A 21,238-nucleotide genomic window follows, 5' to 3' on the forward strand; every position below is an offset into this window, starting at 1 on the left:
GTCAACTGTCGGTGTGGCGTGCGCGCTCGACGGCCGCCGCCACACCGTGGTGCCACGGGACGCCATGCCCGGGCAGGACGGACTTCGCGCCGGTGGCGGCGAGTGCGTCGAGTGAGTCACGGTTCCGCTCGAAGTCGGCGGTTGCCGACCCGGCGATCAGCCGGGGCCCGTGCGCCCCGGTATACGGATCGAGGGTGACCAATGCGTCGCCGGCGATGACCGCATCGCGGTCGGGAAAGTAGAGGGATACGTGGCCGAAGGTGTGCCCGGGCGTCGGGATCACCTCGGCCCCTCCCGGGAGCTCGCCGTTGTCGGCGAAGGCGGACACATGGGCTTCGTCTATTCCGCGGACCCTGAAGGCTCCGGCAAAGGCCATGCGACTGAGCAATTTCCACGACGGCGGGTTGCACAGCGGAACTCCGACGCGCGTGGCGTTCTGGTGCGCGTACCGATAGGGATGAGCGGCGAGCCACACATCGTCGCGATGGATGTGGACCGGGATGCGCCACTGCTTGGCCAGGCGTCGTGCGGTGCCCACATGATCGAAATGCCCGTGGGTGACGATCAATGCAGACACCGCATCGACGTCGTGGCCCAGATGGTGGATCGCGTCGACCAGGGGACCGTACGAGCGGGGCAGTCCGGCGTCGACGATCACGAGTCGGTCGCCGTCCTCGACCAGGTACTGGTTGGTGTACGCGTGTTCGAGGCGATGGATTCCCGGTGCGACGTCGCGTTGGAAGACCATGCCTCAGCGTAACCCCAGGAACCGACGTCGGCGACCCACGGTTCGTCGAGTTGGTGGGCGAATCGTCCCTGGTGAGCCCGTGGTTCCGCGAGCTGTGGGCTCGCACGACGTCTTGCGGAGAAGCTGTCGCTGTTGTCCTCGGCGGCGCTGCCATCGGAGGGTTCTGACGCCGGTCGCAAACGGTCGGAACGGTGACGCGGGGCCGGGCTCGGTCCCGCCGAATTTTCAGTTGGTGTACGGGATTTCGAGTGTCCGGGGGATGTCGCTGAGGTCCTCGTTGGCGATCGAAGTCGACAAGACCTCCCGAACAGTTGACCAATGGCCCTGTGACAGGGGGCTCCGCAGAGCGATTCTGTGAGAATGCAGGACTATGAAGTGCATGAGGAGTCCCGGACCGCCCAGGTGACAGCCGTTGCGAGGTCCACGTTGGCAGTCGAGGAGATCGGGCCCTGGCTGAACAAGACCTACGGGGACATCGATCGCGTGCTGTCGGAACGTCAGGCGGGTCCCACCGGGCCGCCCTTCGCTCGCTATCGCATGCTCGGTGAAGGCCGATTCGAGATCGAGGCAGGGTTTCCCACGACGTCGCCGATCGACCCGGTCGGCGACGTCGGGCCCTCCGAACTACCGGGCGGGCAGGTCGCCGTCACCACCCACGCCGGACCCTACGACGCGATGGAGCCGGCGTACAAGGCTCTGGAGACGTGGGTGAACGAGCATGGCGGGAAGGCCGGCGATCCCTGGGAGGTCTACTTCAGTGATCCCTCCACCGATCCGGCGGGCTGGCGAACCGAGATCGTCCAGCCCTTTCGACCCACCGAACCGGAGTTGACGGCGGGTACCGGTCGCTGAGGCCCGCAGTTCGGGCGGCGTCGTAGCGGCGACGATCCCGGGAGGGTTCGTGACCTCGAGCGTTCGGCGAATCCGCAGTGGTCCGACCGCCAGGTGACCAGAAGCGCCAGAGCCGGCAGGAGTTCGGCGATGTCGGCCCAGTAGTACGTGAGCGCGACTAGGCCGGCCCGGTTTGCGACGACGCTCGTTGCACTGCCGCTTCGAACGCTTGAACCCGGTGGCGGGACACGTCGTATCCCGTCCTGGCCAGGAGTGAGTCGCGCATCCCGGTGTTGACCCGGCCGGCGATACTCGTCCACCACGGCTTGTGACTACGGGGTAGATCCGCGAGCAAACGGTCGGAGGCGACGGTGAACACCGGTGCGAGTCGCAGGTAATCGGGACGGAACTCGCGAAGGTCACGGTCGGGGTATCGGTCCAGGTGAAGCGCGGCCAGCGCACGCGGTAGGTCGGCGTCGATGTGCGCGGCCACTCCCGCGAGGAGTCCTTTCACGACCGGCTCGTGCGGCCGGTCCGGATCGACGATCTCGCACGTCGACCACGCGACCTGCCATGCGTCCTCGACTACACCCCCGTTGCGGTAGGCGTCGAGGTTGCCGGCGTAGTACCGGTGGAAGACCGGGATCAGGGCGAGGACCCAATCAGGGTGTGTGAGGCCGAGTTCCAGTCTTCCGGTGGCCGCCTCGATCATGGTTTCGGTGACGTACTGATAGACCCTGGCGAACCACTGCTTGGGGTCGTCCGCGCCGGCGAGCTCGTCGGCGATCTCCTGCTGCAACACACGGATCTCGAGGGCTGAGGAGACGAGGTCGTCCAGGTTGTGAGCGGTCCTCCGGGGAAGTTCGTCCGGAGAGGTCAGCGTCGCCGTGTCGAGGTCTCGGGCCAGCGACTCCATCTCCGTCAGCGAGCGCTGCACCTCGCGTCGGATCTGCCAAGCCATCAGATGCGACAACGGACGGGGGAAGAGCGTCATGTCCACCGTCCACTGCACCTCGACACCCTCCGAGGTCTCGACGACGCGCTGCTCGCCCCGATGTGCCACCAGCAGTGGACCCCCGTCGTAGACCCGGTAACGGAAAGTTCGTGGGAACTCTGCGTACTCGACGACTTCGCGGAGCCGGATCCTTCCGCCGGGGAGCGTGACCATCCGCAGCGCACCGGCGGTGTCGGGACGATCCTGCGGGCCGAGTGAGATAGGAGTGATCGGCGCGGTCGACCACCGGCACATCTGGTCAGGATCGGTGAGTAGATGCCAGGCGGCCTCCGGGGTGCAGTCGAGGTTCTGCCGGAGGGTGAAAGTGGCGGTCATGCAACGGTCTCCAGGTGTCCTTTGTCAGCGGAGTCATAACGGTTCGAGGCGATACGGCGGAGGTCGAGCCCCAATCTCGAGGTGACGAAACGGAGTTCGCGGCGGGCCACCGCGTGCTCAGAGCCGAGCAGACCGAACCAGCGTGCGATCTCCCTGGACCGGATTGCCGGCCGAGCCAGGGTCACGAGGTGGTGCATCGGTGTGGAGCGCAAACCCATTGCGGTGGCGACCTCGTCGTCAACCCATCTCGCGGACACCGATTCGAACAGAGTCCGTAGGAACGGACGCGACAGGACGTGGACGATGTCGTTCAGTGGACCAGGTAGTCCGAGGTTGGTGCGATAGCCGTCGTCGAGAAGCGCTTTGACGAGTTCCCTGGACTCCGGCGGCGGTTCCAGGCGGAAGTCCTGCGCGATCCGATCGGTGCGGCGAGCGTCGCCGAAGTTGCGGGGGAGTCGGTGCTCCTCGATTCCCATCACCCAGCCGACCCACCTCCAGAGGTGGGTCATCGCTTCCATGTCAGCGCGCGTGTAATGGATTCCGAAGTCTTTGGCGACTCGCAGCGGCAAGACGAGGAAACCTGCGGTGATGGTCAATTGGGAGTAGGTCTGATTGATCGGGACGCCCCAATGCTCGTCGTCCCAGTGGCCGTGCATGTGGAGGTGATGCCGAACCATCGCATGCACCAGCCGGATTCGTAGCGTCTCCGACCATCCGGGTTCGCCGGGATCCATCATCCCCGGGGCGGTGGCCAGGGTGACCCATCGGCCGGTGGCGACGACGCGATCCCAGGTGCCCTCGGTCAAGCGGCCCGTGGCGACCAGCGGCCGGGTGAATCCGCGTGCCCGGTATCCGTAGATCAGTGACTGGTACAACGTGCTCGACTGGAGTGACCCGAAGCGCCACCAGGCCTCGGCACCCGCACGCGCGAGGGCGGGATCGAACCAGGAGGGAAGGTCCGTCGCCACCTCGAGGAAATGACGCAATGCGGGTGGCGCATCGGAGATCTCGGAGGGGCTGTCGAGGGCCGCGGTGATGTCCGACCATGCCCAACCCCGGCCGGAATACATCTCCGCGATCACCGCATCGGCTGCGGCGTCGCCGAGCATCAGGCCGTCGGCCATCGCGTCGACGGCGTCGGGATGCTCGGCTCTCACGTCCGTCCAGTTGCGCGCGCCGGTGATGGCGGCTGCGCGTTCGGGACTGACTGTCCACACTGAGGTCATAAAATACAGTGTGTCTTTTAGGTGGGCGTCGGTCAAGGTCTGCTGCTCGGTGCTGCGCCTCCCGCGCCTTCGAAGCCTGACCAGATGAGTCGATGCAAGTGGTCGACGAGGTCGGCACGAGGGATGCTTCGCGTTCGTGACCACCATCCGACGGCCGAGGAAACCGCTCCGACGAGGGCGTATGCCCAAGGTTCGGCGGGGGAGTCGTCTGCGCCGCGCGCCCGGAAACCGGCTCGCAGGATGTCTGCGACGGTTTCGACGATGGCACCGGGAGTGTTCTCGGCCGTCTGATCGAGCCGTCCGGTCAGTAGGTGGGCCAGCTGGGGTTCGTCGTCGAACCAGGCGGCCAGGATGTCGATGGCGGCGCGCGTCTGTTCGGCGGGATCGGCGGTTCCGCCGACGACCGAGGTGAGTCGCTCGACAATCCGTCGTGCATGTCTGGTTGCGAGCGCGTCGACCACCCCATCGCGGTCGTTGAACGCCGCGTACACCGCGGAGCGGGTGAGGCCGGCAGCTTTGGCGACTTCCGCGAGCCCGACCGCGGCGCCGGACTGGCGGATGGTCGCCTCTGCGGCGTCGAGCAACATCTCCCGTCGCGCGTCGAGGTCGACCGGGGGTCCCGGTGGTCTACCTCGACCGCGCCGGGTCGATTCTGCGGCCATCTGCACCTCCCGGTCATATCTGCGGTCCTCGTGACCTCAGGACTGCCCGGGGGACAACCCTACTCGCGCACCCGGGGGCGAAGGGGCGGCCAGATCGGTCGAGCCCTACTCGCTGCGAAGCCTGTCGAGGTCGGTCGTGGCCACGACGGAGAGGCGGTCCAGGATCTGCTCGTACGCAGGAGATCGTCGATGCACCAGCGAGGTGTGGGTTTCGCCGGCCACCAGGTGCAACTCGGCGCTGCCGCCCGCCGCCCGGACTGCGGCGGTGTAGTGCCGCGAGTTGTCCGGGTCGACGTCGTCGTCGGCGAGACCGTGGAAGAGGATCACCGGCATTGCGGGATCCAGGTTCTGGATCGGGTCCACCGATGCGTACCGATCGGGCACCTGTTCCGGTGTGCCGCCGAGGATCTGCTTGATGACCCGTCCGTTGCCGTGGTTCACGGCGTAGCGCATGTCCAAGGGGCCGGAGATGGAAACCACTCGGGATGGGCCGAATGCCGGACGTGAGCCCACTTCATCGTCGTCGAGGCGGTGTCGCGTGCCTGCCCAGACGGCCAATTGCGCACCGGCACTGTGGCCGATCACCAGCTCGTCGTCGATGCTGAGTTGAGGATGTGCCTCGGCAATCGCGGGTACGTGGTCCAGTGCGCGGGCCACGTCGTGGAAGGTCGTCGGCCAGCCGCCGCCCGTGCCTACGCGGCGATACTCGACGTTGTAGACGGCGAGTCCGCGGGCGGCGAGATCACGGGCCATGTCGTCGAACTGCTCTGCGCCGGCGCGACTCTCCCAGCCGCCGCCGTGAATGATGGTGACGAGAGGAACGGTTCCGTCCCCGTGGTCGCCCGCGGGTAGGTACAGGTTGGCCCAGTTCTCGGCCGGGTCGGCGTCGGCGGGATCGAGATACTCGATGCGTTCGATGTCGATTCCGTCGGAACCCTGCGGGACCGGCGGAGCTGCGGTGGGCGCGTGGGTGGTCTCGGTTGCCGCCGTGGACGAGGGCTGCGGGGATTCGCCGGAATCGGTGGAACATCCGGCGGATCCGACGACGAACACAGCCGCTGCGGCTGTTGCGATCAAATGATGTACGCGCACGCCGAATTCAATCATGCCGGCGGCGGTCTCGGGGTGGGGAAATCGTGACCGAAACCGCGGGCGCCCGGCCGGATCAGACCTCGGCGTCCTGAGGGTCGGGGTCGGTACGACGGTCGGTGTCGGAGAACACGTCCTGTCCGGGTTCGCTGTCGAGGACTTCCCGCCGGAACATCAGCATGAAGCCGAAATACAGACAGCCGACCAGGATCAGCCCGCCCACGATGATCATGGGGACGGTCGCGTCGATGGGGGAGAGCAGGATGACGACAGCACACACCGACCACACCAGGGCGGCCACGGCCACCGGCAACTCGAACCGACCGAGGTCGAAGGCACCGCGCTTGCGGTCCAGGCGTTTGCGGACGGCCAGATAGAGAATGACGACGAGTCCGTAGGTGATCGCGGGGAAAAGAGTGCCCGCGGTGATGAGTTCGATCAGCGCGTCGCCCGGCAGCACGATCATCACGACGATCCCGATGACCAACGGGAGCACGGTGGCCGGGATCGGGGTCTGGGACCGCTTGTTGACCCGTCGCATCACCTGATGCGCCGGGAACCGCCCGTCACGCGACATCGCGAACACCATGCGTGCACACGACGTCAGCGACACCAGTCCGCCGCCGAAGAATGCGATCGCGATCACCACCAACAGGATTCGCTCCATCGGAGCTCCGAACTGATCCCGCATGATGGTCGCCACCGGCGATTCCGACGCGGTCACCTTGGTGATGTCGTCGATCGCCACGGTCAGTCCGATGAGGAACAGCATTCCCAGGATTCCGGCCGCTGCGACCGAGCCGACGATGGCCCGCGGCACCGTGCGGTGCGGATCCTTGGCCTCCTCAGCCATGTTCGCCGCGGAGTCGAAGCCCACCAGTGTTGCCAGGCCGACGATCATCACGGCCATCAAGCCGCCGCCGAACGCGAAGTATTCTGTTGAATCCGCTGCGACGCCACGTGATCCGAGGTTGGCGGCCGAACCGTCGCCGGTCACGGCGACCGCCACCAGCAGCGCGACCACCAGCACCACCACGATCGTCACCTCGACGCCCACTGCCAGCGAGTTGATCAGCCCGACGAGTCGGGTCGATGCGATCGCGAGCGCCGCCTGCACCAGCAGAATCACGACGGTGAGGATGCGGGCGGTCTGCTCGTCGGGGGTCATGTTGAACAATGGCATCAGGCACTGGCTGGCCATCGCGAAGTCGATTGCCATGAGTCCCACAACGAGGTAGCAGAAGGTCAGCCAGCCGAAGATCCAACCCACGCGCGGGTTGGCGAGCCGAGACGCCCACTGGTACGACGATCCACTGAGCGGGATGCGGGCGGCGAACTGGGCGATGACCAACGCCACCAGCATCTGACCGGCCAGCGCGATCAGCCAGGTCCAGATGCCTACCGGGCCCGCGTTGTTCAGCAACATGCCGTAGGTGCCGAAGATCCCGACGGCGACGGAGATGAACGCGAACGATACGGCGAACACCTGGAACGAGCCGAGCGTGCGTTTGAGCTCTGGGGTGTAACCGAACTCGGCGGACACCTCGTTCGCATCACTGTGGGATGACTGATTGCTCATCTGGCCTCCGCTGCTCAGGTCAGTCAAACCTAGACAGCGACGGTCACGAACGACGCAAAACGCAGAAACGTCGTCCGGTCGGCCTACGCGGTGAACGGGTGCGCGAACAGCGAGGGCCTCGGACAGGTCAGTGTGTGTGGCCCTCGCGCAACACTTCGGTGACCGAGCGGAACATCGTGGACTTGATGGCGCCGAGGGTGTTCGAGTCCTTGCCGACGAGAGGCTTGAGCCGATCGAGCGCGCTGGAGACGATGGCGTGCTCGTCGGCCACCGAGTCGGCCAGTCCGACTGCGACCGCTTCCGGTCCGGCGTAACGGTGTCCGGTGGTCATGGCGGTCAGGGCGGCCTGGGGTGTCAGCTTGGCCTGGATGAGCGCAGCCATGCCGGGGGTGAACGGGATTCGGATGTCGACCTCGGGGAAGCAGTAGTAGCCACGGTCTTCACGCATCACGCGATAGTCGTGAGCGAGGGCGAACATGGCGCCGGCGCCGAACGCATGACCGTTGACCCCGGCCACTGTCGGCAGCGGGAAGTTCAACAGCCGGGCGAAGAGTTCCTGCACCTGTCCGACGTAGGAGTCGGCCTTGTCGCCGTTGGCGAGGAGCCAGTCGAGGTCGAGTCCGTTGGAGTAGAACTTGCCCGAGCCCACGGTCACCAGACCGTGGGCGTCGGATTCGACCTTGTCGAGATGGGTGCTGACTGACTCGAGAAAGCGGGGGGAGAAACGGTTTTCGTCCTCGCCGAGGATCAGGACTGCGATGTCGTCGTGGAATTCCAGTGTTGCGGTCATGTTCGGTTCCTTGTCCGTGGAGAGTTGTTGTCGCAGCGGCTGATCAGTTGGTTCCAGGAGGGTCGAGTGACAGCACGGCGCGGACGGCCGCGGCGAGGCGTTCGCGGACCGCGGCGTCGGCGGTACGTCGGCCGCGGAGAAGGAGGGCGGTCGGGAGCTCGACGACGCAATCTCTGATGACCTCCACCGTCTGGCGGTCGGTGCGTCCCCAGACCGCGTGCGCCAGCGTCCGGAACAGGTCGACGAGAGCTTGATCGAGGTCCCGGAGTTCATCGGCCAGATCGTCGGGTAGATCGGCGTCCCCGAGTAGTTCGCTTCGGTCCACGGTGAGCAGGAATCGCCCGGACAGGGGCTGATCGAGAGCGAAGCGCGCCGGGGCGTCGGCGGCAACGACGACCGCCTCGACGGCGATGTCCCGGCCCCGCCCGGAGTCGAGGGTCGCCTCCACTGCCTCGCGTTGCGCGGTCAGGAAACGCTGTGCGGCGCGCAGCCATACCCGCCCGACGAGACCCGCTCGCGAGCCGAAGGCGTGATAGATCGCACCGTTGGACACTGCCGTCGACTCTGAGAGGGCTCGCACCGTGACTGCAGCAGCGCCCGATTGGACCGCCAGCGCCTCGGCGGCATCGAGCAACTGCTCGAGGTCATGAGTTCTGGGCCGGGGCACGAGAAGACGGTAACAGAGCAGTTGCTCTGTTACCGCTGTGATCCCCGCCATGCGACTGATTCGTGACGACGCTCGTGAGCTGCCCTAACGATGTACCCGTTGCATCCGTATGATCACGCCCATGTCTGGTCTCTCGTCCCTGATTCGACGCGCCTCACGTGACACCCGCCCCGCCGCCGGCCGTAACCGGTCGCGGTTTGCCTCGGTGGGACTGGCGATCCTGGCCACCGCGATGTCTCTCGTCGTTCTCGCTCCGAACGCCCAGGCCGATCGGGTGATCAACGGGATCGTCGTCGGCGGGAAGATCGAGGAGGCCTACTCCAAGACCGGCGGTTTCTGGAAGTGGGGCGCACCGACCGGTCCCGAACGGGCGTCCGCCAAGCGTGGCCGGTACCAGACCTTTTCCCGCGACGTGTCGTTCTACTGGCACCCGACGGTCGACGCCGGAACGGCTCATCAGGTCGGCGGCGCGATCCGGACTCGCTGGCAGAAGATCGGCGCCGAGCGCGGCGCGCTGGGCTTCCCCACGACCAACGAGTACAAGTCGGGCAAGGGGCGGACCAGCGACTTCCAGGGCGGCACGATCACCTGGTCCAAGAACGGCGGCGCCCAGATCGTCTGGGGCGGGATCTTGCAGAAGTGGCGCGCGCAGGGGGCCGCGAAGGGGTACTACGGCGTTCCGCTCGGCGGCGAGTACCGCATCGGCAGCCGCTTTGCCCAGGACTTCCAGAACGGCACCATCTTCTGGCCCTGATCCCCGGGTAGCGTGGGCGCTCATGATGCGTGTGCGCGCCGCGGTGGTCCTGGTCGCCGCTGCTCTCGTCGTTGCGGGCTGTTCGGCTGCCGACGGTGAGCGTGACAGTGACGTCGGTGTCGCCCCGACGGTGACCGAGACGGTGACGTCGACGCCGCCGTCCGAGACCGGTTCGACGGCGTCCGATGTGCCGACCGATGGCGAGAGCGCCGGTCCGAAGACCGCGCCCGCAGGTGAGGGCGCTCGACTAACCGTCACCGACATCCGTACCGGCTCGCACGACGGATTCGATCGGGTCGTCTACGAGCTCGGGGGCAGCGGCCGGCCCGGTTGGCGCGTCGCCTATGTCGACGAGGCGCTCCAGGACGGAAGCGGCTTCCCGGTCGATGTCGCGGGTGGAGCGATCCTGGACGTCCAGATCACCGGGTCGGCGTACCCCTTCGACAGCGGGGTCGAGCCGTATGCCGGTCCCGATCCGATTCGTGCACAGCCAGGCGGGTCGGTGGTGGAGGTGCGGGGCGCGCTCGTATTCGAAGGTGTCACACAGTCTTTCATCGGGGTGTCGGAACGCGGAGCTCCTTTCACCGTCGACGTGCTGACCAACCCGACGCGACTCGTCATCGACGTGCAGCGCTGACCGCCGGTGTACCCGCCGCCGTAAACCTAGTACGGTGTACGGAGTAAGGCGCCGGAAGGAGCGAGCATGCCCACGTCACCGCGAACTGTCACGCCGCCGCGCTGGCTCAAGCCGATGAACAAGGTGTTCCTGTTCCTGCAACGCTTCGGTGGGATGAAGGAGTTGCCGGTCCTGATCGTGCCCGGCAGAAAGAGCGGGAAGCCTCGGCGGACGCCGCTGACCGTCGTCGCCGTGGACGGGGGCCGCTACCTCCTCGAAGGATTCCCCGGGGCCGACTGGGCTCGCAACGTCCGCGCCGCCGACGGGCTGGCGCAGCTGTCGATTCGCGGGGACGTGACCGATGTCCGTCTTGTCGAACTGCCCGCCGACCAGGCGGTGCCGGTACTCCGCGCCTGGCCTGAACTGTCGGGCAGTGACGGACCGAAGATGATGAAGGATGCCGGCGTGGTCACCGACGTCACCCCGGACGCTTTCGCCGCCGTTGCGGGACGCTGTGGGGTGTTCCGAATCGACCCCCGCTGACCCGCGCCGCCGGGCTGTGGTGACCTTCGGTCGCCGACGACGGCGATGCGATGTTTACCGATACGAACGAATGGCTATATTCCCTCCCGGTCAACGTATCGGAACACCAGGAGGAACGACGCATGGTCGCACTCATCGTGGGACTGTTCGCCCCAGTGGGGCTCACGGTGTTCACTGTCGGCATGGATCGTTTCCAGCGCCGCATGGAGTATCCCGGCGGCAATCGGCGACGCGACTCGCTCGACACGGCGTCGGAGGCCGGCGCCACGACGCCATGTCCCGACCAACTCCCGCGTGCGGAACCGGCAGTCCTGAAGCTCGCCTGACTTCGGTTTTGTTGGTACCGGTTCTCGAGATGGCCGACTGTGGCGCGCCGGCGGCGGAAGTCTGACGGCCGAAGGGGTGCCCCCGGTGCTCTGGCGATGAAGCCTCTGCAAGTCGTCCGGTATCGGTCGCCCCGGCACCGCTGACCGGCCGCACTGTGCACGGGTCCGTCAGTGTGCGTATTCACGGGAATCGGTTGTGTACTCAGGGATTCCGTAGTCGTCGAGGCGCCTCCTGACGAGTTCGGTGATGTATTGATCGGCGAGATTCTGCAGAACCGGGAGTTTGCCGGCGATGCGGACCGCGGCGAACCGGCCGGTCAACCACGGCGCGGTCGCGGCTGCACGCGCGAGGTCGGCGATCGAGAGGTCAACGCCCATGTCGGCAGCCTTCCTGAGGTTTCCCTCGCAGAAGGCGGCCGCGAAAGCGAGCTTGCTGTAGCTCTTTTCGACGGCGTCGGCTACACGGTCGAAGGGGCTCTCCGTTGGGCGCAGGTAGGCGTCCATCGTGGAGCTGACGAGTTTGCGGCAGTCGTCGTCGTAGCCGTGGCGCAGGGTTGCGGCCCGCGCGTTGAACAGGTCGACGATCTCCTGCGCGGAACCGGGCAGCAGTTCCTCGGGGAGTCCGAGCAGGAACCCGCGGTAGCGATGGAACTCGACCATCGCCCGCTCGTCGTAGGGGAGTTCACGGTTGGCCCTGACTGCCTTGTCTGCCTTCTGATAAGGGCCGATCATGCCTGCGGGGAACTGGTCGATCTGGGGACCGGCAGGCCGTAGATCCTGGTGTCCCAAGTTCGTTTCCTGCTGTTGCCGTGGCCGGTACGCTGCAATGCGTTGAACCGGACCATCGAATGCATCAGGCGCACCATCACGGTCGCCTCGAAGCCCGGACCGAAACGCCTGAGACCGCCCGGTAGCGCCGTGACCGCGAAGTAGGCGGTGGTCTCGTTGACACGGTGTGCGGCTCGGGTGCCCGACAGCGCGCCGGTGATCGTCATCGGCAGCGCCGCATAGCTGTTGGTGAAGGTCGCGAGGAATGCGCCCCGGGTCATGAAGGGTGACACGAGCGCGGCATACAGACGGGAGTATGCGGCGCCGTCGTCGATGAGATCGAAGTCGATCCAGTCGGGCTTCTCCTGCATCACGGCGATGAGTTCGCCGATCTCCGGGGGAGCGTCCGGAACATTCTCCGCGCCCGCGCGGCATACGCGTCGAACGAGACTCACGAGTTCGGAGACCGGATACTGCGCAGACAGTGCAGCCACCCGATCGGCGGGCACGTCGGCCAGAAATGTCGATGTGTGGACCAGTTCCATCAGACGCGGGTCGTTCAAATACTTGCTGCGATCGCCCAATCGACGCGGCAGCGCAGACTCGACATCGGGGTCGGTGGTGAAACGTTCCGGGGTCGTGTCGAAGTCGAAGTCGCCATACAGCTCGGGCAACTCGTCGGCCTGCCGTGCGACCCGCTCCGCCAGTTCTGGGTAGTAGTGCGCCATCCCGACCTCTCAGTCACCGTCGACGAGTCATTGCTCTCATCGCCATTGGAGCAGGTCTGGCGACCTGCCATGACCGATTTGGGACATTGCATCGAAAACGTCTCACCTGGTGACATGGCATCGAATCGTGTCCGCCTACGATGAGGACCTGCCGACGTGGGGCGTCGAGCCGCTAGACTCCGACACGATACTGGTTCGCGCGTACCGGATTCGCTACGTGTCGATGTCCGAGAGGAAAACATGACGCGTGTGGCTCTCCGTCTTGCCAACCTTGCTGCTGGAATGTTCGTCGTCGCGCTGATCGCTGCCGGCTGCGGTGGTGCCGACGCGAACGACACGTCATCGAAGGCATCATCGGCCGAGGCTTCCGTCTCCCCGTCAGACGCCGACGATCGGACGGTTGCGGAGACCAGCACCCCGGGGACGCCCGCTACGGTGACGATCACGGGGGTGGACGACGTCGCGGTGACTCTGGTCGGCCCGCTCGCAGTCAAATACGCGGCGGCGACCGACGCCCAGAAGCGGGCCATCGGCATACCGCTGACCGGGGATCACAATGCCGGAACCCGAGACAGCGGCGTCGTGTACCAGCAATTCCAACGCGGCGTGATCATCGCGAAGAACGCCAACCCCGGGACACCCGCGTATATCGTCACCTCGGGAAAGATCCGGGATGCATGGAATACCGAACGTGCCCCGGACGGCGTGCCGTTACTCACCGGCAAGAACGGCTCGGCCGGGCCGCTCGGTGTGCCCACGAGCGACGTGACCACCGACGGTGACCTCGAAGTGGTGACTTTCGAGTACGGCACCATCTCGGAGAACACAGCAACCGGCGACGTCATCGTGACGGTCAACGGCAAGGTCGTTCCGTCGGGCCTGAAGTGAGCGGCGGCTGCGTAGGCGAGGAGTTCGCCGGGTTCAGACGATCAGGCCGACGGCGAGCGCGATCACTGCGAGCGAGGGAACCACGCCCTGCTTGAGTGCGGCCGCGATCTTGTCGGGGCTCGAAAGCGCCAGAACCAATGCCGCAGCGACCATCGACGCGGTGCCCGTGAAGACCAGCGTCGCCCCGACGGCGTCAGATCCAATGGCGTACAACACGATTCCGACGAACACCGCGATCGCGAGGAACAGGTTGTAGAACCCCTGGTTGAAAGCGAGTTCCTTCTGAACTGTCGCTTCCTCCACCGTCCCGGTGCCGAACGTCGCGCGGGCGCGCTCGCTCGTCCAGGCGATGGATTCCAGATAGAAGATGAGGACGTGGAGGAGCCCCGCGACCGCGGCGAGTACCAAACCTGCGATGACCATTGTGAACTCCTCACGCGTGCTCGCTTCGTCGGAAGTAGTGCGTTCCGACCAGTGTGCCACTGGGACGCCTCCTCGGAACCGCTGCGCCCGCCGCGGGATCTTGCCCGGAATAGTCGGTTGCTGCTGCTGACGTGCTCTGCATTCCGAATTCCACCCGGCCCGGAACGGTATTGGCGTGCACCCATAGACTTTCCGGCAGCCGGCGCCTGCTTACGGCCGCCGAACGGGTGATGAGCGTGGAGGCTGGAGTATGGCGGAGACCGGTAAAAGATTCTCGTGGGTTGTGGCGCTGGCGATCGTGGTCGGCCTGATGATCGCCTATGTCTCCGTCCTGGTGGTCTACGCCAAAGGTGGAACCGATGACGGTGCGGAAGCAAGTAGACCAGTGGCGAACGGCGTCGTGGTGTACCTCGATATCAACACGGTCAACGGCGCCGACTTCGAGGTGGCCGGCACCGTCTCGATCGATGCCGGTGGTGATCTGCTCGATGGTCGAGGCGACCTCAAACAGGATCTGACCGTAGACGTTTCGCCGACGGTCTCCGACACCGAGCTGACGTTCCCCGCCGGTACACGCCCCGGGGTTCTGCCGGTGTCGTTGTACAGCGACGGCGACATCCGGCTCTGGCCGTTCGACAGATACGTCGCGGAGTCGGTGACGGTACAGGCGTTCGGTCCGAACGATCCCGCGTTGCCGACAGAGGTCGTGCTGATCGACTCGCTGATCGGCTGGGACATCAAAGCCGGGGACACCGTCGCCGGCGGAAAGGCGTTCCCGGTCACCTCGTCCAGGGCGGCCGCATCGCTGGCCTTTGATCTCGCGTTGTGCGCGATGCTGGTCGTTCTGCCGATCTGCACCCTGTTCGTCTCGATCCAGACGGTCCGCCACCGCAAGGCGTTTCAGCCTCCGATGGTGACCTGGTTCGCCGTGATGCTGTTTGCCGTGCTACCCCTGCGCAACATCTTCCCCGGTTCGCCCCCGTTCGGATCATGGGTCGACTACTCGGTGGTTCTCTGGGTCCTCGGTGGTCTCGTCGCGTCGCTCGCGCTGTATGTCGTCGCGTGGTGGAAACAGGCTCCCTGATCCGGGGCACGTTGAAACGCGCGTAGCCTTTGCGGGTCCTCCCGGGATCGCGGTGACGACGCCTGGGCGCGATCGGTTCGTCGTCAGGTTTGGCCGGCACTCACGTAGACAACCCGGGGCGCTCGTTCACAGGCGCACCCTACTCGCGCAACCCAGATGGACGGCCACGTCCGGGAGTGGCGACGAGTGCCGTCCCGACCACGTTCTGCGACGATGGTTCGATGTTGCGTAACACCTTCGACCACGGCAGTCCTGCACCGCGGGGGTGGAAACGGCTGCTGCAAGACGTCGACTGGGCGCGGGAGCTGTTCGGTCGGGCCGAACGATGAGTTGTCCGGCGACTCCAGCGTCGCTGATGTCGGCTCTGCGGGTCCGCACTTCGTTCCGCCACGGCATGCCGACGACCGAATTGCGGATGAACCTGCCCCCCGAAGCGGTGTGGGCAACGATCACCGATGTGAACGCCTGGCCGAGATGGGGGCCCACTGTCACAGGGGCACGCGTGAACGGAGACGTCGAGTTGGCGTCCGGGGCACGCGGGACGATCACGACTATCGCTGGGGTGCCGCTGCCTTTCGAGGTCACCGAGTTCGTGGATGGACGGTTGTGGGCCTGGAGGGTGGCAGGTGTGAACGCGACGCGGCACGAGGTGATTCCGATGGCGGGCGGCTGCGTTCTCAGCTTCGGCGCGCCGGTCTGGGCAGCGGCGTATCTGCCGGTGATGGCCTTTGCGTTGCCGCGCATCGAACGGATCGCGGCGCGTCTGGAATAGGGGACGGGCCGTGGTGTCAGGGTCGCGTGCGCTGGGCCTGGTATTCGACCATTTCTTGGGAGAGGAGTTGGCGTATTCGTGGATTGTGACTGCAGGCGACCGCGAGGAGTGTCAGTAGTATCCAGCTGCTCAGTGCGCTGGCGACGACCACGACGAAGGCTGTGGTGTTGCCGCCGGTGATGTGGTCGCCGGCGCTGTGGCGGGCCTAGAGCCGCCAGTAGATCATGAGGTTGACCGTGAGCCCGATCCCGTAGGACAGCAGATACGGGACCCAGGTGCCGTCTCGCAGACGAGCCGAGAAGGGCTCTTGGCGTAGGGGGAAGACCACCGAGAGTACGTTGCCCACTCCCAGCCAGATGAAGACCATCGTGATGAACTGGTCGACCATCGCGATGGGGTTGGTGCCGGCGGTGAGGGAGAGCACGGCCATCACCGGCGTGCCGGCTGCCGTCACCAGGACCGCCATTGCGAGATTCTTGACGATCAGCAATTGCCAAAGGCGTTGACCACCTGTCAGCCGGCGGCGTACTCGGCCGGCTTCGAAGCACAGAGCGTTGGTGCACACCACGCTTCCGACGATCACCGAGAACACATACAGGGTCAGTGATGCGGCGTCGTCGTACCGTCTCCATCCCAGGGTGTGGTAACTCACCACCAGCGCCGCGCTCAGAGCCAGGGTGATGGCGATACGCAGCAGTATCGAACGCGGTTGCCCGGCGACTATGTGACGTATTTCGGCAATGACGTCGCGGCCCAGCCCTGGGAGGGAGTCGGTGAACCTGAGTGCGGCGATTCGGCTCAAGGCTCGTCGGTTGGGCGTGGGCGTCGGTATCCCGGCTGCCCGCGCCGCGGCCAGAGTCGCCTGAGCGACAGCAACGTTGGCCAGAGACGCTGCGATCACGGCGTCGGCCGTCGCTTGATGTGGCGTGGGTGCTGTGCCGGAGTCGGCCACGACTGCGAGCACAGTGTTTTCGGCGCGTTGGGTCCAGAGAGGTGAAGCCCCCTCTGCGGCAATGTCTTTGATCGGGCCATCGGCGAGCCGACTAGGACGTCGGGATCTTCGCCTCAATGGGCGTTCCAACCCAACGATGCAGGAATGCGCGTAGTTCCTCTGGCGAACGAGGAGGGTCGCCGGGGTCGACGAGGAGTGACTGGACGAATCGGAGCATGACCTCGAGTTCGCGGATGATGCAACTCGCTACCGACTACTTGACATAATTACTATTATCGGCACTTAACTAGGACGAGTTCAATTGGATGAGATCACTCGTCCTAGCTGATCTCGACCGAAACTGCTGGCTACGACCCGCGGCGAATTGCTGGGTCGTGGCGATCCAGCAGCGCAATCTGCGGATCAGCATCGGTAAACGCAAACAGCTGGCGGTGCGTCCTGGGAGCGACCGTCGACCGACTATTGACGAATCCAGAGACCGGTGTCATCAACGATGAGCTGAAACCTTTTGCAACTGCCCTGAAGTCGATGAAACGGGCCAACAGCGGTCTGACCTGGATCAACCAAGAACATGTCACAGCGTTCCTCACCGAGTTGGCCCGCACGCCGCTCGTTTCCCATGACGTCATCGATCAACTCCCCCGATCGCGCACCCGAGAATACGTGCGAGAACTCCTGGTCACCCATCAGATCCTGCCGCCCAGGGACGGACTGCTGCACCGCTATATCGACTGGTCAAACGACGCCCTCGACCGCCTGAAATCGGCGGAACATCGCGACATCGTCAACCGCTACATCCGCTGGCACCACCTGCGGCAGATGCACTCGATGGAGTCGGTGTCGCACGGCACGTTCTTACGGTCGAAGCAAACCGTCACCGTCACAATCGAATTCCTCAACTGGCTCACCGACCGCGACGTCTCGATCGGCGACCTATCCCAAGCGGACCTAGACTCATGGCAGGCCGAAGGTCCGAGCACGCGAGAGTTCGCCATCCGCTTCCTCGCGTGGGCGTTCAAGATGAAGCTGGTCGCCGCAGACCTCACAATGACACCTCACCGACGTGGCACCAGCCCGAAGATGAGTGCCGAGGCTCAGCAAGACACCGTCGACAGCATCACATCGAACCAACCGGCACTGAATCCACGGGACCGAGCCGCCGCGATCCTGGTGCTCGTCTTTGGCCAGCAGATCGACCGTGTCGTCAAACTCACTTGGGACCACGTCATAGTCTCAGACGAACTCGTGACCGTCACACTCGGCGCCATCGCCATAGCCCTGCCGGCCCCGCTCGACGAACCATTCCGCCACCTCGCCGGAGAACGAGACCTCGCGAATACCGCCGCGCACCCGGCCACTAACTGGGTATTGCGCGGCTACGTCCCAGGCCGACACATCAACCCGACTCACCTACGGAACCGGTTGAAGGCGACTTTCAGTACCCGGACCGCCCGGTTGGGCACCCTACATGAACTCACCAAGCTCGCACCCGCAGCGATACTCGCCGACACTCTCGGCTACTCCCCTGCCACCATCGAGCGACATGCGGTGGCTTCTGCCGCCACCTATGCCCGATATGTATCGATGTTTGACGCTGATGCCTGAGCTTGCGCAGCCTGGGATGCACTCGTGGCCAGCGTCATTCAGAAGCTTGTGGTTTCGAACAATCAGGCTACGGTCGACACCTAGATGGAGGCAATGATGTCGAAAAAGAAGCGCGGGACCCCTCGGACAGGAAAGACGACGAAACAACGTCGCCGCGAAGCTCGTTCAGACGGTTCGCGTAGGACGACTGCAGGTGCTGCCGAAATTAGTGGAGTACCCAGTGGACAACCGGTGCCAGTATTTCCGATCATCTCTGATCATGCCGGATTGACTGCCTTGAGTCACACCCTGCGGGCCGAGCGTCTTGGCCAGATTTCGCAGGCATCCGCTCTTCATGTTCTGGCCGCAATTCAGTCTCGACTCGATGTCGCAACCACCACTGACTGGTCGGAATCGCGTGTTGAACGAGCGATGCTTGCGGAGGCCGGCACGGAGTGGGCCGCCCAATTGGCAACTAAGGTGGGAGTGACTCATCGCCTCGTTCCTCCGAGATCGATGACACAGCTGATACGCGAGGCTTTCGAGGCGTGTTCCGAAGTCGATGGCAGCGGTGTACGAGATATTGAGATTGTTGACGTTCTTGAACTCGTGATGTCGATTACGAGTGAGCACGCTGGTGAACAGAACCCCCTCGACATGCTGGCGAATCCAGATCCCGCCGAGTACAGAGCGCAGATCGCGGCGATCGAGGCGTACACCTCCGACGAGACTGTCGTAGCGGTTCGGCAACACGCCCTGAACGATATGGCGAACCTACTCAGCAACGAACCCGTCAAAATCGAGTTGATCAAGGCCTCCACTTACGACCTATGGTTCCAGCCTTGGCCTGATCGAGTAACTGACCCGCGGATTGGATCAAACCCTGCGGAGGCGTTCGAGCTGGCCAACAAAGTCCCGCTTCTCGATGTGATGCTTGTAGGGCAGATCGTGAGCGAGAGAATCGTAGCCGGACAGTTCGAGTTCGATCGTGCGGACTTAGTTCGATCTGGAGCAACCGAAGTCGCGGTGGAGTTCGTCTTCAACAATATGGCTTACAAACCGACCCAGTTTAAAAGACGACTTCGCGACGATCGCGCACAGGGGTCTGTTACAAATCAGCGCTACGTCTTTACTGAAAGACCCTTTCTTCGGCGAGGCAGAGAGACAGTATTCGCCCTGCGATATCAATGGATTGTGGACCGATTCTTTGGCGCACAGCTCTACTGGCAAACATTCTTCTCGTTCGGTCCTGTCGCTCCACGATCTTTGTCTGAAACTTTCAGCCAAGCGATGAATTACGCCTTTGAGCGGAGGGCTGGCGACATCTTGGAGAAGATTGCCTCGTACAGCTCTAAGATTAGTCGGTTGGTTTCCGAGACCGAAATGCAGGCCGAGTGGTCGGGCGCGGGGCGAACGCCTTCAGTCTGCGATTTCATGCTCGTAGCCGGCCGCGCGTGCATCATTCTCGACGCCACCAACCACCACCTTAGCGCTGGATTGGCGCAAGGTTTGGCGGATCTCTCAACCTATAACGAGGATATGGACTCGGCCTTTGTATCAACAAAGTTCAAACAGATCGTTTCGACAGCGAAGCTAGCTAGAGAGCGCCTGTCGTTTGGCATAGAGGATAACCCTGTGTTTTACCCGTATGTTGTGGTGCCAGACAACGGTATATCTAGCATTACATCGGTTCAGTTAGACTGGCGCACTCGGGCAGCGCCGTTTGAGGAACTGCGAGGCTCCATAAGGCCACCGGTGCCCTTAAGGATGAGCGATCTCGCGATATTTGAGGGACTCGGGGAGCTCTACTCAACGCACACTAGAGATATCGCGGACCTGTTGGGTGGATGGACTAACCAGCCGACCCCAGTTCCTGTCTCACTGCGCGAGTTCCTGGATATTGTTTCGCTTCCGGCGCCTATCCCACAGCGGATGCTCCGGGATAACGATGCACTCAACCGGTTGATCTGGCAACGTCGCGATGAACTACGGGCTCGTCAGTCATCTGACCAGATTGACGATGAGTAGTGCATCGGCTTTTCTGATATAGACATTGGAAGGGTCGAGAGGGGTGGCTAGTTTATGAGATCCGCTCTGCCACTTTGTTAATAGCCTTGCTCAATTCCCTCGAAGCGTCATCCACTGATTTGGAGATACTCATCGGCGTGCCTGGCGTTGTTTTCGCCACCCAGCGATACTCGCTAAGATCGATTGCGTACGTCAAGGGATCAATGGGTCCATATGGCCCATCGAATGATATTGTGATCTTAAACTGGCCTTTTTCGTTGACCGGACTCCTGGGCGATGGCAAGATATTCTGTGGCAGCCCGAGGTTCCACTGCATCACTCGTCCGGGCGGTAACGATGCAAAACGTCGATTGTTCGCGAACCTCTCGTTGTCACCGTCTCGTGACCATTCCGATGGAAATGGCGGATCGATACTTATTGAGACACTCGTGGCCACGGTCGGCCCATCGTTCTTTACAACAAGCATCATGAACGAGGCGTGCTGGGCATGAGGGCGGATATCAGCCCACACATATGGTTGCCCAGCATCCTCGTGTATCCGACGTTGGAGGGCGGTTTGTTCCTCGGCGGCGCTCACCTGGCGCCAGGTGAAGTACAACGCGGCGAGGGCGATGCCGGCGGCGATTGCCGCAACGATAGATGAAGCGTCCATGGGGACATTCTCAGCTACCGGCAGGCGGATGTAGGCGTTCCCGGCCACGTGTCGCTCAGCTTCCCTCATCGCTTCGAGGTCGACTCGTCCCACTTCAACACGTCCCGTTACCAGTTAACTGGGCGGGTGAAAACAGATGCGACGCAACGTGTTCGGTTGTAGACTAGTCCCAGAATCAGGTAGTCGTTCTAGAACGTC

Annotated in this window: 21 protein-coding genes and 1 pseudogene; 10 read left to right on the forward strand and 12 right to left on the reverse strand. The window is 64.0% G+C overall.

The genetic code is table 11. From position 1 onward, the window contains the following. Position 1: 1 nt before the first annotated feature. Positions 2-748 (reverse strand): MBL fold metallo-hydrolase, encoded by a 747-nt coding sequence (locus GOALK_RS04185; protein WP_006357549.1) that lies wholly within the window; start codon positions 746-748, stop codon positions 2-4. 360 nt (positions 749-1,108) lie between these two features. Here GOALK_RS04185 and GOALK_RS04190 point away from each other — a divergent pair, with 360 nt between their 5' ends. Further along, positions 1,109-1,600, forward strand: coding sequence for a GyrI-like domain-containing protein (locus GOALK_RS04190; protein WP_006357550.1), 492 nt, complete (start codon positions 1,109-1,111; stop codon positions 1,598-1,600). Positions 1,601-1,757: 157 nt separating this feature from the next. Here the strand turns inward: GOALK_RS04190 and GOALK_RS04195 are convergent, their stop codons facing one another. The 7 genes from GOALK_RS04195 to GOALK_RS04225 all read right to left on the reverse strand — a co-directional run bounded on the left by GOALK_RS04195 (position 1,758) and on the right by GOALK_RS04225 (position 8,922). Further along, positions 1,758-2,909 carry an SRPBCC family protein gene (locus GOALK_RS04195; protein ID WP_006357551.1) on the reverse strand — a complete coding sequence of 384 codons (1,152 nt, stop codon included), beginning with the start codon at positions 2,907-2,909 and terminating at the stop codon, positions 1,758-1,760. Then, entirely contained in the window at positions 2,906-4,135 is a 1,230-nt protein-coding gene (locus GOALK_RS04200; protein ID WP_040003988.1) for an oxygenase MpaB family protein, read from the reverse strand. The genes GOALK_RS04195 and GOALK_RS04200 overlap by 4 nt, the downstream gene beginning before the upstream one ends. Before the next feature lie 32 nt (positions 4,136-4,167). Beyond that, the gene (locus GOALK_RS04205; RefSeq protein WP_035752350.1) at positions 4,168-4,797 is read right to left on the reverse strand and encodes a TetR/AcrR family transcriptional regulator; all 630 of its coding nucleotides are present in this window, start codon (positions 4,795-4,797) and stop codon (positions 4,168-4,170) included. A gap of 105 nt (positions 4,798-4,902) precedes the next feature. Then, entirely contained in the window at positions 4,903-5,904 is a 1,002-nt protein-coding gene (locus tag GOALK_RS04210) for an alpha/beta hydrolase (RefSeq protein WP_006357554.1), read from the reverse strand. Positions 5,905-5,962: 58 nt separating this feature from the next. Beyond that, positions 5,963-7,465, reverse strand: coding sequence for an APC family permease (locus GOALK_RS04215; protein ID WP_006357555.1), 1,503 nt, complete (start codon positions 7,463-7,465; stop codon positions 5,963-5,965). A 127-nt stretch (positions 7,466-7,592) separates the two neighbouring features. Further along, on the reverse strand, positions 7,593-8,255 hold the full coding sequence (locus GOALK_RS04220; RefSeq protein WP_006357556.1) for an enoyl-CoA hydratase-related protein: 663 nt from the start codon (positions 8,253-8,255) through the stop codon (positions 7,593-7,595). A gap of 43 nt (positions 8,256-8,298) precedes the next feature. After that, complete coding sequence (locus tag GOALK_RS04225; RefSeq protein WP_040003989.1) at positions 8,299-8,922, reverse strand: TetR/AcrR family transcriptional regulator; 624 nt, start codon at positions 8,920-8,922, stop codon at positions 8,299-8,301. 121 nt (positions 8,923-9,043) lie between these two features. Here GOALK_RS04225 and GOALK_RS04230 point away from each other — a divergent pair, with 121 nt between their 5' ends. From GOALK_RS04230 to GOALK_RS04245, 4 genes are all read left to right on the forward strand, one after another. After that, positions 9,044-9,676: an LGFP repeat-containing protein gene (locus GOALK_RS04230; RefSeq protein WP_035752551.1), complete on the forward strand. Its 633-nt coding sequence runs from the start codon at positions 9,044-9,046 to the stop codon at positions 9,674-9,676. A 22-nt stretch (positions 9,677-9,698) separates the two neighbouring features. Beyond that, a complete protein-coding gene (locus GOALK_RS04235) occupies positions 9,699-10,313 on the forward strand; it encodes an AMIN-like domain-containing (lipo)protein (RefSeq protein WP_040003990.1) in 615 nt (204 codons plus the stop codon). A gap of 66 nt (positions 10,314-10,379) precedes the next feature. Beyond that, a complete protein-coding gene (locus GOALK_RS04240; protein WP_035752364.1) occupies positions 10,380-10,835 on the forward strand; it encodes a nitroreductase/quinone reductase family protein in 456 nt (151 codons plus the stop codon). A gap of 122 nt (positions 10,836-10,957) precedes the next feature. Beyond that, positions 10,958-11,161: a hypothetical protein gene (locus tag GOALK_RS04245; protein ID WP_230461933.1), complete on the forward strand. Its 204-nt coding sequence runs from the start codon at positions 10,958-10,960 to the stop codon at positions 11,159-11,161. A 168-nt stretch (positions 11,162-11,329) separates the two neighbouring features. Here GOALK_RS04245 and GOALK_RS04250 read toward each other — a convergent pair. After that, positions 11,330-12,657 (reverse strand): annotated as a pseudogene (locus GOALK_RS04250) (oxygenase MpaB family protein). Between the two features lie 240 nt (positions 12,658-12,897). Between GOALK_RS04250 and GOALK_RS04255 the strand changes: the two are divergent. Then, entirely contained in the window at positions 12,898-13,545 is a 648-nt protein-coding gene (locus GOALK_RS04255; protein WP_035752370.1) for an LGFP repeat-containing protein, read from the forward strand. Between the two features lie 33 nt (positions 13,546-13,578). On the opposite strand, the gene GOALK_RS04260 is transcribed toward GOALK_RS04255, so the two are convergent. Next, entirely contained in the window at positions 13,579-13,968 is a 390-nt protein-coding gene (locus GOALK_RS04260; RefSeq protein WP_035752373.1) for a DUF1304 domain-containing protein, read from the reverse strand. Between the two features lie 250 nt (positions 13,969-14,218). Here GOALK_RS04260 and GOALK_RS04265 point away from each other — a divergent pair, with 250 nt between their 5' ends. Together GOALK_RS04265 and GOALK_RS04270 are read left to right on the forward strand one after the other, a co-directional pair. Further along, on the forward strand, positions 14,219-15,052 hold the full coding sequence (locus GOALK_RS04265; RefSeq protein ID WP_006357566.1) for a DUF4436 family protein: 834 nt from the start codon (positions 14,219-14,221) through the stop codon (positions 15,050-15,052). A 394-nt stretch (positions 15,053-15,446) separates the two neighbouring features. Further along, positions 15,447-15,824 (forward strand): SRPBCC family protein, encoded by a 378-nt coding sequence (locus GOALK_RS04270; protein WP_040003998.1) that lies wholly within the window; start codon positions 15,447-15,449, stop codon positions 15,822-15,824. Positions 15,825-16,029: 205 nt separating this feature from the next. On the opposite strand, the gene GOALK_RS23045 is transcribed toward GOALK_RS04270, so the two are convergent. Next, positions 16,030-16,776: a hypothetical protein gene (locus GOALK_RS23045; RefSeq protein ID WP_157139132.1), complete on the reverse strand. Its 747-nt coding sequence runs from the start codon at positions 16,774-16,776 to the stop codon at positions 16,030-16,032. Between the two features lie 462 nt (positions 16,777-17,238). Here GOALK_RS23045 and GOALK_RS04280 point away from each other — a divergent pair, with 462 nt between their 5' ends. Both GOALK_RS04280 and GOALK_RS04285 read left to right on the forward strand, forming a co-directional pair. Further along, positions 17,239-18,381: a hypothetical protein gene (locus GOALK_RS04280; RefSeq protein ID WP_006357569.1), complete on the forward strand. Its 1,143-nt coding sequence runs from the start codon at positions 17,239-17,241 to the stop codon at positions 18,379-18,381. A gap of 84 nt (positions 18,382-18,465) precedes the next feature. Beyond that, on the forward strand, positions 18,466-20,388 hold the full coding sequence (locus GOALK_RS04285) for a hypothetical protein (RefSeq protein WP_157139133.1): 1,923 nt from the start codon (positions 18,466-18,468) through the stop codon (positions 20,386-20,388). Positions 20,389-20,440: 52 nt separating this feature from the next. Here the strand turns inward: GOALK_RS04285 and GOALK_RS23835 are convergent, their stop codons facing one another. Then, the gene (locus GOALK_RS23835) at positions 20,441-21,040 is read right to left on the reverse strand and encodes a DUF8453 domain-containing protein (protein WP_157139134.1); all 600 of its coding nucleotides are present in this window, start codon (positions 21,038-21,040) and stop codon (positions 20,441-20,443) included. Positions 21,041-21,238: the final 198 nt, after the last annotated feature.

Source organism: Gordonia alkanivorans NBRC 16433 (assembly GCF_000225505.1).
Taxonomy (GTDB): Bacteria; Actinomycetota; Actinomycetes; order Mycobacteriales; family Mycobacteriaceae; genus Gordonia; species Gordonia alkanivorans.